Genomic DNA, 14,478 nt, shown 5'->3' on the forward strand with positions numbered 1-14,478 from the left:
TGTGAACACCCCATACCCCCGCCCAAAGTGGCTGAATAACGCGGTTTTCTATGAAATTTATCCCCAGAGTTTTCAGGATTCCAATGGGGACGGCATCGGGGATATTCCGGGCATTATTTCCCGGCTGGACTACCTCAAAGAGTTGGGGGTCGATGCGCTGTGGCTCAATCCCCTGTTTGATTCGCCTTTCAAGGACGCCGGATACGACGTGCGCGACTACAAGTTGGTGGCCCCCCGCTACGGCACCAACGAGGACCTCATACGACTTTTCGACCAAGCACACGCGCGGGGGATTCGCGTGCTGTTGGACCTGGTGCCCGGCCACACTTCTGAAGAACACGCCTGGTTCCAATCCAGCGCCCACCCCGCACCGAACGAGTTTTCGGACCGCTACGTGTGGACCGACTCTTGGATTGCCGGAGGCGACGGATACCCCTTTATTGGCGGGGAAACCGAACGCGACGGAACCTATATCCTCAACTTTTTCAAATGCCAGCCGGCCTTGAACTACGGTTGGGCTCACCCGAAATATCCCTGGCAAGACCCGGCTTTAGGCCCCTCCGCCCGGAAAACCTGCGACGCGATGGTCGACATCATGCGCTTCTGGCTCTCTGCCGGTGCCGACGGATTCCGGGTAGACATGGCAAACTCCCTGGTGAAACACGATGACGAAGGCAAACCGTACACCATCAAGACCTGGCGTTATATGTTTGACCAAATTCGCCCCGAATTTCCCGAAGCCGCGTTCGTATCCGAGTGGGGCGTCCCCAGCGAGTCGGCACCAGCCGGGTTCGACATGGACTTTTACCTGGATTGGCGGTGGGACAATCACCCTAACGGCTACAACATCCTGCTGCGCAACACGAACACCCCCTATGCGCGGGAAAACGACCTGAGCTACTTCAACGCGGACGCTCCCACCAGCATCTGCGGATTCCTGGAGCAATATGAGCCGCAGCTGCGCGCCGCCGAGAAAGCCGGGGCCTTTTTTAGCCTCATCACCTGCAATCACGATACTTGGCGGGCGGCTCCCCGGCTGACCGAACGGGAACTCAGCCTGGCGTGGGCGACAATACTGACCTTGCCCGGAGTGCCGTTTATCTATTACGGAGACGAGATTGGCCTGCGCCACCAGCTGCTGCCCACCAAAGAGGGCGGTTACGTGCGCACCGGCGCTCGCACCCCGATGCAGTGGGATAGCACTGATAACCTGGGATTTTCCACGGCTGCAACAGCGAACCTCTATCTGCCGGTCGATACCAGCGCGGACGCTCCCACCGTGGCGGCGCAGCGCGCCCAACCGGATTCTTTGTGTCACACGGTGGCGCGCGTGTTGGAATGCAAACGGGAACTCCCGGCTTTGGCGGCTGACGGCGCTTTCACCGTCCTCAGCGCCGAGCCGGAAGGGCGTTTATTCGTTTTCGAGCGTGGCAGTGCCACGCAAAGCCTGATTGTGGCGGTCAATCCGGCGCACGCTCCCGCCGAATATGATTTGGCACAAGCGCGCCCGGTGCGTTTTAGTATCGGCTCGGATCGGGTGGTGGGGACCACGCTAAAGCTGGGACCCCAAAGTTTCGCGATTCTGTAAACCAGACCCGAAAGCTAGGGTTTAAAAGCAGTTTGGGAGCCAGAATCTGGCTCCCAAACTGAGAAATCTTGACGGCGATTTACATAATGCCCAGGGACTTCACGGTGTCGATTTCCTCAGAAGCCTTGTCCGCATTGAACTTGATCTTTGCCTTGGTCTTGTCCGAAAGCTCGAGACCTTCCACAACCTTCCATTCCTTACCGTCGGAAGTCACGGGGAAACCGTAGGAAAGACCCTCGGGAACGCCGTACTGGCCGGTCGAAGGAATAGCGGCGGTGACCCAGTCGCCCGCGGGAGTGCCGCAAGCCCAGGAATGCATGTGGTCGATAGCCGCAGCAGCCGCTGAAGCGGCGGAGGACTTGCCGCGAGCCTCGATAATGGCCGCACCACGCTTGGCCACGGTCGGAACGAAGTAATCGTCCAGCCAAGCCTCATCGACTAGGCCACACGCCGGCTTGCCGTCTACCTCGCAGAAAGAAATGTCCGGGTACTGGTCAGCGGAGTGGTTGCCCCACACAATCATCTTTTTGATGGTGGACACCGGCACGTTGAGCTTTTCAGCCAGCTGGCTCAGAGCGCGGTTGTGATCCAAGCGCATCATGGCGTTGAAACGCGAGGCGGGAACATCCGGGGCGGAGGCCGCAGCAATAACCGCGTTGGTGTTCGCCGGGTTGCCCACCACCAAAATACGCACGTCATCAGCGGCGTTGTCGTTGATGGCCTTGCCTTGCGGACCAAAAATACCGCCGTTGGCGCTAATCAAATCCGCGCGTTCCATGCCCTGCTTACGCGGCATCGAACCGACCAACAGGCCAAAGTTGCAGCCTGAGAATGCCACGTTCGGGTCGTCGGTAATATCGATTCCATCCAACAGAGGGAAAGCGCAGTCATTCAGTTCCATGGCGGTGCCCTCGGCAGCCTTCAGAGCCGGGGTGATTTCCAACATTTTGATACGAACCGGCTGATCCGGGCCGAGCATTTCGCCGGAGGCGATGCGGAATACCAGCGCGTATCCGATATTGCCAGCAGCACCGGTGACGGTAACATTTACAGGACTTTTAGCCATTGATTTAACTCCTTTGTATCGTGTTAAACGCTTCCACTCTGAGCGTCAGCATTCATTACTTTAGCGCAAAAAGCCACCAGGAGGGTAAACCGAACGCCTTGAAAAAACGCAGAATTTCACCCGCTTACTTGTGAGCGAAATAATATTCCAGCAGTCCCCGGGTCGATGCATCCGCTTGTGCCAGAGCCTCGGCGTCTCCGCTGATGGCCGGCCCCAGATTAATGGCCATCGCCTTGCCCAGCTCCACGCCCCACTGGTCAAAGGAATCAATGCCCCAGATTGCGCCTTCGACCAGCGTAATCATCTCGTACAGGGCGATGAGCTCGCCCAGTACTTTCGGGGTGAGGGCCGGGGCCATGATGGAAGTCGAGGGGCGGTCGCCCGGGAAAGTCCGATGCGCCACCAACTCTTCCGGCGTGCCTTCCGCGCGCACCTCGTCGGGAGTTTTCCCAAAAGCCAGCGCCGCGCTCTGGGCAAAGAAATTACCCAGGAACAGTTCGTGCTGTCGTTTCCCGGTCTCGCTGTCAACCAAATCCCAAGTCGGACGGGCGAACGCGATAAAGTCCACCGGAATCAGCCGAGTTCCCTGGTGAATCAGCTGGTAAAAGGCGTGCTGGCCGTTCGTGCCGGGCTCTCCCCAAAACACCTCGCCGGTATCGTAGCTGACCAGAGTCCCGTCACGGCGCACGCGTTTCCCGTTGGATTCCATCGTGAGCTGCTGCAGATAGGCAGGGAATCGGTGCAGATACTGGGAATACGGCAACACCGCGTGGGTCTGGGCGTGCAGGAAGTTGGAGTACCACACGTTGAGCAAACCCATCAGCAGCGGCACGTTCGACGCCGGCGGGGCGGAGCGGAAATGCTCGTCGATGGCGCGGAAACCAGCCAAGAATGCTTCGAAACCTTCCCGGCCGATGGCCACCGCGAGAGACGTTCCCACCGCGGAGTCCACGGAATAGCGTCCACCCACCCAGTTCCAAAAACCGAACGCGTTGCGGGGGTCGATGCCGAAGTCCGCGACCTTGTCCAAGGCTGTGGACACCGCCACGAAGTGCTTAGAGATAGCGTCTTTCGTGGCGGCCTCGGTGTCGTCGATGACGCCGCTTTCCTGCAGGCCGCGCAGCAGCCAGGTGCGGGCGGCTTTCGCGTTGGTGATGGTTTCCAGGGTGGTGAAAGTCTTGGAAGCGATGATGAACAGGGTCGTTTCCGGATCCAGGTCGCGGGTTTTTTCCATAATGTCCGTGGGGTCAATGTTGGACACAAAACGGCATTCCAGGCCGGGCTTCACGTAAGGCCGCAACGCCTCGAAAGCCATGTAAGGCCCCAGGTCAGAACCTCCAATACCGATATTGACCACGGTCTGGATACGTTTGGAACTGATCCCAACCCAAGACCCGTCACGCACCGCGTCAGCGAAGTCGTAAATCCGCCCCAAGACCTCGTGCACATCGGCAATGACGTCCCTGCCGTCCACTATCAGCTGGGTTCCGGCGGGAGCCCGCAGCGCAGTGTGCAGCACCGCTCGGTTTTCCGTGTTGTTGATGTGTTCGCCGTTGAACATGGCCTCACTCAAGTCGCGCACACCGGCCTGGGTGGAAAGCTCCAAGAGTTTTTCAAACACCGCCCCGGTAATCAGGTTCTTTGACAAATCCACGTGCAAATCCGCGGCCGAGAATGAGAGATTCTCCGCCCTGGCGGGATCGGCTGCAAAAGCTTTGCGCAAATCCAGGTGGAATCCCGCGGCCATCGCATTGAGGTCTTTCCATGCTGCCAGGGTGGTGGGGTCTTTCGTTTCCATTGAGTTTTCCCTTCTGTTCAATAGTTTGCCCGGGATCGGGTTGCGTTGCTGTTCTTACGGTTGGTGGTGCGTCATCTCAATCAAGTACGACAGTTATGACTTCGGCCCGCTCATATCAATGACCGGCAGGGGGAAGTCTTTGACCGGCGGATTCGCACTGGCCATCGCTTCAATCAGGGGCCGCAAGCCCATCCACCATTGGTTGATGGGACGGCGCTTTTCCGGATCAACTTGTTTCTCCATCTGAGAAATGTCGTGGTAGGACATCTGGCCGTTTTCCTCGCCGATATATTCGATGGCGCACTGCCCGGAATCCAGGGCGGCATCAATGTGACGCATCGTTTCCCACATCAGCCGTACCGCGAGGAGCCGGTCAAAAGGAGAGGGGGCCCCGCCCTGCTGCAGATACCCTACCGCGTCGATACGAACGTCAAAGCAGCCCTGAGACTCCTGTTTGAACACGTTAGCCATGAATTTCATGTCATAGTTTCCCCCCGCCAGTTCGTTGCGAACCACCAGGGCGAGGCGACGGCCTTTTGCGAACGCGTCACGCATTTCGGTGGCGTGTTTACCTAACGTCTCCAGGCTAATCGGTTCCTCTTCGAGGTAAACTCGCTCCGCTCCGGCGGCGATTCCGCTCATCAGCGCCAGGTAGCCACAGTGGCGCCCCATAGTTTCGGTGATGAAGCAACGTTTCGAGGCGGCAGCAGATTCTTTCATCAAGTCCATGGACCACACCGCGTTATTCAGCGCGGTGTCAGCCCCGATTGAGATTTCGGCTCCCGGAAGGTTGTTGTCGATGGACGCCGGGACGATGACCATCGGTATCTTTAGGGCCGGATAATGTTTCAGTTCCCCGCTGATGGCCTGGGCGGACAGATACGCGTTATAGCCCCCAATCAGCACCAGCGCATCGATATGGTGGTTTTCAATCGAGCGGCCAATGGCATAGAACTGTTCTACCGTGGGCACCTCACGTTTGGTTCCCAGCTCGGCGCCGCCCTGAAAGTCCCAGCCTTCTACGTCTTTCCAGAGCAGTTTGCGGACCTTACCGTCAATGAGCCCTTCCCAAGAACCCTCTATACCCAAGACTTCCAAGCCGCGTTGCAGTCCGAAACGAACCGCGGCCCGAGCGGCCATATTCATCCCCGGAGCCAAGCCTCCCACGTGCATCACCGCAACTTTTTTCGCCTTGCGGGGCAAAGGTTTCAACAGCGAAGGCGGGGTGGACAAGACCCGGAAAATCTCTACCATGTCGGTAAAGGAAGTTCCCCGCGAGGCGATGGCCTGGTCATATTTTGCGGCCTTGATCAGGTCGCGAACATTCAAGGTCGCTGCCACGGTCTGGGTCAGGTCCAGCCGGGCAATCCGGTTGTAGCGTACCCCCATCACTTTGGCCGGGTCCCCCGGTTCCGCCGCAAGCACATCCTGCACCGCGGCATACCCCAGCAGGGTGGGCATCCATCGGTCGTACACCGAGGGAGTCCCGCCGCGCTGAATGTGTCCCAAAATGGTTACCCGAGCGGACTCGCCGGTGCGCTGTTCAATAGCCTCGGCAACATAGTTGGCGGTAATGTCCTGGCCGTCCTGATCTTTCGCACCCTCTGCCACCAGTACAATCGAGTCGCGCCGCCCGTGCTTGCGCCCTTCGCTGAGTTTCGTACACATGTCGTCTTCCCAGCCGGGCGCGGGGGGATCTTCGGGAATCAGGACGTAATCGCAACCGCCCGCCACGGCACTCATCAGCGCTAAATAGCCGCAGTTTCGTCCCATGACTTCCACCACGAAAGTGCGCTGGTGGGAGGCGGCGGTGGACGAGAGCTGATCCAAGGCCGCCAAGATGCGATTCAAGGCCGAATCGGTGCCGATGGTCATATCTGTACCCGCCATGTCGTTGTCAATAGACCCGACGATGCCGACAATGCACAAGGACGGGTGGGCCTTCGCCGCGGCGGCGCTGAGGCGCTTTTCCTTCACCAACTGCTCCAGCAGCTTTGGCCAGTCTTGGCGCAGTTCTTCCGTTCCCCGCAGCGTCCCGTCACCGCCGATAGAAATGAGCCGGTCAATGCCGTTTTTAACCAGATTCTCGCAGGCTTTCAGGCGCCCTTCCCAATCCCGAAACTCCGGGCAACGAGCCGTGCCAATGATGGTACCGCCCTTGGAAATCGTATTAGACACATCCCCCCAGGTCAGTTCATGAATACAGGAGCCGCCCTGAACCGCACCCAACCAACCTTCACGTATCGCGAACGGCTTGGCTCCCAAAACTATGGCGGAACGCACTGCGGATCGCACCGCCGCGTTCATTCCCTGGGCGTCACCGCCCGAAGTGAGAATGCCAATGCGCTTGTCCTGTTTCGGCTGTGTCGCCCTCGTTTTCGCGCTAGATTTCCCAGTTTTTGCCGGCTTCGCAGGCGCACCCATCTGTCTCTCCCCTCAAATCTGTGCCGGTCGTCCGGCCCGGTTTTATTCTCTCGAATTTTTCACCCTTTTGGGTGTTAAACGTGAACTTTCCCGTCCCTAAGCTGAAAGCAACCCGTCAAGGAATTGACGAAACCAATCGAGCAAAGGAGTAATCCATGTCTACTGAAAATGTCACGCCCACTGGGCCCGGCGCGCCCCAGCCCGAGGTGAAAAAGACGCTGGCTTTTGTGGCCTTGGCGCTGTGCATCGTGGCTTCCATCATTATGCTTGCCGGTCACATCATTACAGGTCAACAGGTCGCTGCCGTGGCTGGTGGGGACATTGACCAAATGGGTCTGGACGAGTTGTCCAACGCTATGGACGCCGCCGATAAGGCTGGTAATCAGCTCCTGGTGTATGTGGGGATTGCAGGATTGTTGAACTTCGTAGCTTTCATCCTGAGTTTGGTCGCTCTGATTAAGTCTCGCCCCAAGACCCTGCCCCTGATTATTTTCCTGGTGGTTATCATTTTGCCAAGTATTGCCCTGGCTGTCGGCAGAGCCGTACAAGCCAGCCTCCTCCCTCCCATGTAACCGCTGGCGGCTACATGCCGGGGGCTCCGATTCCCCATTCGGAGCCCCCTCTTTTTTGCCCTCCCCCTAAAAAAGGCTGAATCTTGCCCCAAACTGCTTTTTTTTGGGAATAATGGAACCATGAGTTTCGTGCGTAGACCAGCAGTAGCAGGATCTTTTTACCCCCAAGATCCAGTTGAGCTGCAACAAACGGTAGACGACCTGCTGAAAAAGGCCGCCTCCCTCATCACTAACGACGTTTCGCAAGACTCGCAAGGCAAGCCTCTGCGTCAACTGATGGGGGTGCAGGTCCCCCACGCGGGATACATCTATTCCGGTCTCATTGCCGCGGTCGGATACCAGCTCGTCAGGAATCTACGTCCCCGGCGCGTCGTTATCGCAGGCCCCACCCACCGTGTCGGATTTCGCGGCATCGCACTGAGCGAGGCTGCCGCGTTCGCCACCCCCTTGGGGGAAGTCCCGGTGGATCAGAACGCGCAACGATACCTGGTGGAGCATAGTTCTGCCGCGGAATTTTTCGAGCCCTCCCACGTGGAGGAACACGCCCTGGAAGTCCAGCTGCCTTTCCTGCAAACCGTTTTCCGAGACCTAGACTTTACTATTGTGCCTTTGGCGGTTGGGGATTGCACCCCGGAGGAAGTCTGTGACAGCCTGCAAACTCTGGTTACGATTCCGGGGGAAAACCCTGACGACACCTTGATTATCGTGTCCTCGGATCTGTCCCACTACCTGAGCTACGATGAGGCACGCAAACTCGACACCACGACCTTGTCCCAGGTCATGTCGTTGGAGTATCCTATCGATCCACGCCAAGCCTGCGGCGCTTACGCTTGGTCCGGCCTGATTCGTTTGGCGCGCCGACTGCAGTGGCATCCGCAACTGCTGATGAACGCCAGCTCCGGGGACACCGCCGGGGATAAATCGCGGGTCGTTGGTTATTCCTCGGTGGCTTTCTGGAAGTACAACCCGCCGGAAGATGAATATGGAATCCCGGATCGTTACGGCGCGCTGCTGCCCCAGATGGCCCGTGAAATTTTAGCCGATGCCTTCCGGAACGGCGATGGCATCGGCTCTATCAATACCATCAGCAAATTCAGCGAGTCGGATCGTGCATTTCAAGTGCTGCTCCGTTCGGTCGGGGCTTCTTTCGTGACCTTGACGAAACATGGGCAGCTGCGCGGATGTATCGGCTCGCTCGCCCCGCATCGGATGCTCAGCGAGGATATTGCCGCGAACACCTTGGCTGCCGCTTTTGAAGACCCGCGTTTTCCACCTCTGCAGGCCTCGGAACTCGATCAGACTCAGATTGAGGTTTCTGTCCTCACTGAGCCTCAGGCTTTCGAACGTTTCGAGGGGGAAAGTGATGAATCCTATCTGTCTCGGCTGCGTCCCGGTATAGACGGGGTCATCTTGCGTCGTGGTTTTCACCGGGCGACTTTCCTGCCTCAGGTCTGGGGTGAGCTGCCCGATGTACATGTTTTTATCTCGCAGCTAATGCATAAAGCCGGGCTGGGCACAGAGGAGTTCGGGCCGGAAATTAAGCTCGAAACTTATCAGGTTCAAGCCTGGGGCGAAGCCGAGGTCTGAGCGTCCGCGGCCATAGTCGGGCAGGAAAGCACAAAAAGACGGAGCTTTTCCACGACATCTTGAGGAAAATCGCCCCCCTCTGAGACTGCTTCATAAGCCAAACCGTCGATGATGGAAATTATGACGTCGGGCAAACACGTACATTCGGCAGCCTGCAGAATATCCGCGACATATTCGTCAAAGCGCGCGCGCCCCTCGCGACTCTTTTCCACAATCACCTGGTTTTCAGCCAAAACCAGCCCGTGCAACAGGTAGGTACGAATGTACTGAATGTCCGTAGTTTGCGGGAGCACCGCAGCAACCAAAATTTCGGGCAGCTGGTCGCGCAGTTCTTGGGGAGAAAGCCGTAGCGCGTTGTCGCGGATTTTCCGAGCCCGGTCCACCCAAACCTCGACGTTCAGGCTCGCCGCCTCCATCAGCAAATCTTCACGAGTGGGGAAATGGTATTCAATCGTGGAATGAGGCAATCCGGCTTTTTTCCCCAGAGCACGATAGGTCAGGGCGCTGGGCGAGGAGCGGCGCAGCATCTGAGACGCCGCGGTCAATATCCTGGTCCTGGTATCTAATTGTTGAGAATCACTGGCATTACTCAAAATTACTCAACCCCTTATCTTTAGTGAGCTAGCGAACAGAATCTCCGGTAGTTGCGACCAACCCAGTCTATCCCCGTTTCAAATTTTCAATTTTTGCAAGTAGTTGCGAAATCTCTGCCGATTCATTCTCCAGAGGATTCAGCAGGTCAATCTGCGGGCTCGGCGGGTCGTCTAACCGCACGTAGGACCATCCGATTGAGGCACTCCTGCCAGCCAAATCACACGCTTCCACCACTTTTCCACGCAATAGCGCTCTGGTATTGGCGGGAGGAACCACCTTAGCGCGGGAAACGCCACTCTCATCGACTAGCGGCTTCACACTTCCCGATTTCAAAAGCCTCTCACGCAGCCCGTATCGCTTCGATAAATCGTGAAATGCTAACTCCGCTCGCCGGGCTCTGACCCCACCGAAATCCTTCTCACCAGCGGTGACATGGGAAAGCAGCTGATATTTTAACGACCAGTCGAGTTCGCCACTCAAGGCTGTGAGATCCCCCTCAGTCAGGGCTGTCAGACCGCGAGCGACCACGCCACGCAACCCGAAATCGTCGTCGCCCTCAGGGAACAAATCCACGCTTTCTCGCAATAGTTCCGGACAGCTCACCTCAACCGCGCTGCCCCCGCAGCGCGCCGACATCCGCGCATCTCGGAATCGACAGGAACCTTCTCGGAGGTCGCCGGTTCCTCCGGGGGAATCATAGAGTTGTCGGCACGTCCGACAATAACTCGCTTCAACGGATCAAAGTCGTTCCAAGAACTGACAATTTTTGCCATATCTGTCTCCTTATGGTCTGATGCGCTACCTCGCGCATCTGTTTGTTCATTGTTTTTCGTGTTGTGCAGAGAAGCGGCCATCTTTGGTCAGTTCTCTGTGTACGTCCCGTGCTCCATTCACGGAACGCAAAGCCGGGTAGCCAACTTTGTTTCCCCACTGAGCTTCAATAGGGAGGGTCTGCAGGGTTGCCTAGGCATCTCTCCATCACCACTTGGTACAAGTGTACAGGTATTTGGTACGAATGTACAGGTTTTTTAGAAAAAAACTTTTAATTTCCTAAAATGCCTGATAAAAGGCATTTTTTGGAGAAAAAAGTGGCGCCCCGGATCCCCGAGGCGCCACTTTTTCTGGTTATGTTTACCGCGCTGGTTTTACCGACCCTTCAAGAAGGCCTTGCCCAGCTGACGGTTCAAGAAACTGATGCAGTCCAGCGGGATTTGCTTCGGGCACGCGGCCGCGCACTCGCCGATATTCTGGCAAGCGCCGAAGCCTTCCGCGTCATGCTGGTTCAGCATCGCCACCACGCGCTCGTAGTTCTCGACCTTGCCCTGCGGCAGCAAGCCTAGGTGAGTGACCTTTGCCGAGGTGAACAGCATCGCCGAACCATTCGGGCAGGCCGCCACGCAAGCGCCGCAACCAATGCAGACAGCGGCCTCGAAGGCACGGTCCGCATTGGGCTTGGGAACCGGCACCGAGTGCGCCTCGGGGGCAGAACCCGTATTGACCGAAACGTAGCCACCAGCTTGGATAATGTGATCCAGAGCCTCACGGCTGACCACCAAGTCGCGCAGAATCGGGAAAGCCCGCGAACGGTACGGCTCTACCGTAATCGTGTCGCCGTCCTTGAAGGTGCGCATATGCAACTGGCAGGTCGTGGTGCGGTTCTTGTGCGGGCCGTGGGGCACGCCGTTGATGACGACACCACACATCCCGCAGATACCCTCACGACAGTCCGAATCGAAAGCCACTGGTTCCTCACCTTGAGCGAACAGCTGTTCGTTGAGGATATCCAGCATCTCCAGGAAGGAAGCGTCCTCGGATATGTCGGTAAGGTGATATTCATGGAGCGCGCCCTTGTCGGACGAGCCCTTTTGACGCCAAACTCGTAATGTAATGTTCACTTGTAACTCCGTTGCTTCAGCTGGATATCTTTGTAAATGAGGTCCTCTTTGTGCAGGATTGGCGCAGCCCCTTCGGAGCCGCCATATTGCCAAGCCGCCACATAAAGGAACTCGTCATCGTGACGCAGCGCTTCGCCTTCCTCCGTTTGGGATTCAGCACGGAAGTGACCACCACAGGATTCCTTGCGGTGTAGGGCATCAATACACATGAGCTCGCCGAGCTCCAGGAAGTCTGCCACACGGCAGGCCTTTTCCAGAGACTGGTTCAGTTCATCGGCGCGTCCGGGAATGCGCAAGTCCTTCCAGAACTCCTCACGCAACTCACGAATCTCCGTGATAGCTTCGCGCAAGCCCGCATCGGTACGTTCCATCCCGCACTTTTCCCACATAATGTGGCCCAAACGCTTATGGAAAGAATCGACCGACTCGGTGCCTTGAATGGCCATCAAACGGTCCACCTTGCTGTTGACACGCTCCAGAGCTTCCTGAACGACCGGGTCGTCCTCGCTCAACTTCGGCATCGCCCCGTGGGACAGGTAGTCCGAAATCGTGGCCGGCAACACGAAGTAGCCGTCAGACAAACCTTGCATCAAAGCGGAAGCGCCCAAGCGGTTCGCGCCGTGATCCGAGAAGTTCGCCTCGCCCGCCACGTACAGGCCTTCGATGTTGCTCATCAGGTCGTAATCGACCCACAAGCCGCCCATCGTGTAGTGCACCGCGGGGTAGATACGCATCGGCACTTCGTAAGGATTGTCTCCGGTAATGCGCTGGTACATATCGAAAAGGTTGCCGTATTTTTCCGAAACCTTATTTCGACCCATGCGCTCGATGGCCTCGCTGAAGTCCAGGTAGACGCCGCGAGCCACGCCGTTGATCTTCGGTCCGACGCCACGGCCTTCGTCACACATGTTCTTGGCCTGACGAGACGCGATATCGCGCGGCACCAAGTTACCGAAGGAGGGGTAGATACGCTCTAGGTAGTAGTCGCGATCTTCCTCGGGGATTTCACGAGGATCCTTGCTGCAGTCCTCCGCTTTCTTTGGTACCCAGATACGACCGTCGTTACGCAGCGACTCGCTCATGAGCGTCAGCTTGGACTGGAAGTTGCCATGCTGGGGAATGCAGGTCGGGTGGATTTGGGTGTAGCAGGGGTTAGCCATGTAGGCGCCATGTTTGAACGCCTTCCACGCCGCGGAAACGTTGCAGCCCATCGCGTTGGTGGAGAGGAAGAACACGTTGCCGTAGCCACCACTCGCCAAGACCACCGCGTCAGCAATCCAGGTCTCAATTTTACCGGTGGTGAGGTCGCGGGTCACGATACCGCGCGCCTTGCCGTCCTTGATGATGAGATCCATCATTTCGTGACGCTGGTGCGGAATAACCGTGCCGGCCTTAACCTGGCGGCTCAGAGCCTGGTAGGCACCAATCAGCAGCTGCTGACCGGTCTGACCGCGAGCATAGAACGTACGCGCGACCTGCACGCCACCAAAGGAACGGTTGTCCAGCAAACCGCCGTATTCGCGGGCGAAAGGCACGCCCTGGGCGACGCACTGGTCGATAATGTTGCGGCTGACTTCCGCCAGACGGTAGACGTTATTCTCGCGGCTGCGGTAGTCACCGCCCTTGACCGTGTCATAGAACAAGCGGAAAATCGAGTCGTTGTCGTTGCGGTAGTTCTTTGCCGCGTTGATACCGCCCTGAGCCGCAATCGAGTGCGCCCGGCGGGCTGTGTCTTGATAGAAAAACGCGTCCACGTGGTAGCCAAGTTCGCCCAAAGAAGCGGACGCCGCGCCACCGGCCAGACCGGTGCCGACCACAATAATGTGCAGCTTGCGTCGGTTAGTGGGGTTCACCAGCCCGCCGCGGAACTTGCGGGTAGACCAGCGTTCAGTGATAGGAACATCCATCGGTGCCCGAGTATCGGCGATTTTCTCGCCTTCGGTGTAGTAACCGTCAATCAGTTCAGTCATTGTCTTTCCTTACCTTCCTTACGCCAGCATCGGCATTCCGGCGAGAATAGCCACCGGCGGAGCCAGGAACATAGCGAACACCAGCAGGCCAACCAGACCCGAAATAATCTGAACTGTGTACTGGGTGTTACGACGCAACCAGCCAATGGTTTGCAGAGCAGACCACACGCCGTGAGCGACGTGAAGGCACAACGCCCCCACCGCGATGGCGTAAATCAGCACCATCCACCAGTTTTGGAAGGTCGTGAACATCATGGCGTAAGGATTACCCTCCATCACGGAGATAATCCCCGGCCCGGCAGCGTCAACGACATTTCCCGCCGGATCCAAGAACACCTGGTGGGAAGCGTAGGCGGCCGCGTCGCCGACCTTGGCTAGCTTCAAGGTGAAGTGGGAGATGTGAAAAATCAAGAACAGCAACAGGATAATGCCGCCCCATCTGACGGTGCGTCCCGCGTAAGCAGTCGCCAACGACTTCTTAACCATGTAGCGAGAACCGCGCGCTAGTCCGGCGCGATGCCACAGGGCCATAGCGGAAATAATGTGCACCAGGGCGAAAACTACCAGCAAAACCCTGAGAATCCACAACAACCCTTCATAGGGCAGTATGGGCATGAGGAATGTGCGCAAGTGCAGCGCATAATCGTTGTAAACGGTCGCCCCGGAGAACACTTTGAGGTTCCCGTAGGCGTGCAAAATCACGAACCCCACAAAAAACATGCCAGTGATTGCCATGGCTTGTTTGATGATAACGGTGGTCTTGATTGCTTTGTTATCTGTAGTTAGTGTTGTATTGGCCACGAAGTCGAGCCTATAAGATTTTCCGAGGGCGACTGGACTGAATCGGGTCGAGAGTTTCATTTTACTTCCCCCAAAAACGCTTTGACATGGATGTTTACCTGGGCACTCAGGCCAAAAGTCCCGATTTATCCCGGGGTGTGGGCTCGCGCGCGGCCAACGGGGGCAAAATTTTTACGAAACATT

At 57.3% G+C, this 14,478-nt stretch carries 11 protein-coding genes and 1 pseudogene; 3 read left to right on the top strand and 9 right to left on the bottom strand.

Annotation, left to right across the window (positions count from 1 at the left end; all coding sequences use genetic code 11):
• Position 1: 1 nt before the first annotated feature.
• Positions 2 to 1,588 (top strand): alpha-amylase family glycosyl hydrolase, encoded by a 1,587-nt coding sequence (locus RQ935_RS03160; protein WP_311497190.1) that lies wholly within the window; start codon positions 2 to 4, stop codon positions 1,586 to 1,588.
• Between the two features lie 79 nt (positions 1,589 to 1,667).
• On the opposite strand, the gene RQ935_RS03165 is transcribed toward RQ935_RS03160, so the two are convergent.
• The 3 genes from RQ935_RS03165 to RQ935_RS03175 form a co-directional block, all read right to left on the bottom strand.
• Positions 1,668 to 2,654, bottom strand: a complete 987-nt coding sequence (locus RQ935_RS03165) for a malate dehydrogenase (RefSeq protein ID WP_296182730.1) — start codon at positions 2,652 to 2,654, stop codon at positions 1,668 to 1,670.
• A gap of 124 nt (positions 2,655 to 2,778) precedes the next feature.
• Positions 2,779 to 4,452 (bottom strand): glucose-6-phosphate isomerase, encoded by a 1,674-nt coding sequence (gene pgi, locus RQ935_RS03170; protein ID WP_311497191.1) that lies wholly within the window; start codon positions 4,450 to 4,452, stop codon positions 2,779 to 2,781.
• A 93-nt stretch (positions 4,453 to 4,545) separates the two neighbouring features.
• A complete protein-coding gene (locus RQ935_RS03175; protein ID WP_311497192.1) occupies positions 4,546 to 6,876 on the bottom strand; it encodes a 6-phosphofructokinase in 2,331 nt (776 codons plus the stop codon).
• A 155-nt stretch (positions 6,877 to 7,031) separates the two neighbouring features.
• Here RQ935_RS03175 and RQ935_RS03180 point away from each other — a divergent pair, with 155 nt between their 5' ends.
• Both RQ935_RS03180 and amrB read left to right on the top strand, forming a co-directional pair.
• Positions 7,032 to 7,448: a hypothetical protein gene (locus RQ935_RS03180; RefSeq protein ID WP_311497193.1), complete on the top strand. Its 417-nt coding sequence runs from the start codon at positions 7,032 to 7,034 to the stop codon at positions 7,446 to 7,448.
• Between the two features lie 120 nt (positions 7,449 to 7,568).
• Complete coding sequence (gene amrB / locus RQ935_RS03185) at positions 7,569 to 9,035, top strand: AmmeMemoRadiSam system protein B (RefSeq protein ID WP_311497194.1); 1,467 nt, start codon at positions 7,569 to 7,571, stop codon at positions 9,033 to 9,035.
• On the opposite strand, the gene RQ935_RS03190 is transcribed toward amrB, so the two are convergent.
• The 6 genes and pseudogenes from RQ935_RS03190 to RQ935_RS03215 all read right to left on the bottom strand — a co-directional run bounded on the left by RQ935_RS03190 (position 9,008) and on the right by RQ935_RS03215 (position 14,295).
• Entirely contained in the window at positions 9,008 to 9,628 is a 621-nt protein-coding gene (locus tag RQ935_RS03190) for a TetR/AcrR family transcriptional regulator (RefSeq protein ID WP_311497195.1), read from the bottom strand. The two genes, amrB and RQ935_RS03190, sit on opposite strands and share 28 nt — an antisense overlap.
• A gap of 67 nt (positions 9,629 to 9,695) precedes the next feature.
• On the bottom strand, positions 9,696 to 10,202 hold the full coding sequence (locus tag RQ935_RS03195; RefSeq protein ID WP_311497196.1) for a proteasome accessory factor PafA2 family protein: 507 nt from the start codon (positions 10,200 to 10,202) through the stop codon (positions 9,696 to 9,698).
• A 62-nt stretch (positions 10,203 to 10,264) separates the two neighbouring features.
• Positions 10,265 to 10,402: pseudogene (locus RQ935_RS03200) on the bottom strand (serine/threonine protein kinase); the annotation flags it as partial.
• A gap of 372 nt (positions 10,403 to 10,774) precedes the next feature.
• Entirely contained in the window at positions 10,775 to 11,524 is a 750-nt protein-coding gene (locus RQ935_RS03205) for a succinate dehydrogenase/fumarate reductase iron-sulfur subunit (RefSeq protein WP_311497197.1), read from the bottom strand.
• A complete protein-coding gene (locus RQ935_RS03210) occupies positions 11,521 to 13,494 on the bottom strand; it encodes a fumarate reductase/succinate dehydrogenase flavoprotein subunit (RefSeq protein ID WP_299295280.1) in 1,974 nt (657 codons plus the stop codon). Before RQ935_RS03210 ends, RQ935_RS03205 begins: the two co-directional genes overlap by 4 nt.
• A gap of 18 nt (positions 13,495 to 13,512) precedes the next feature.
• The gene (locus RQ935_RS03215) at positions 13,513 to 14,295 is read right to left on the bottom strand and encodes a succinate dehydrogenase cytochrome b subunit (protein ID WP_311497198.1); all 783 of its coding nucleotides are present in this window, start codon (positions 14,293 to 14,295) and stop codon (positions 13,513 to 13,515) included.
• Between the last annotated feature and the right edge of the window lie 183 nt (positions 14,296 to 14,478).

This window comes from uncultured Mobiluncus sp. (genome assembly GCF_963511525.1).
GTDB lineage: Bacteria > Actinomycetota > Actinomycetes > Actinomycetales > Actinomycetaceae > Mobiluncus.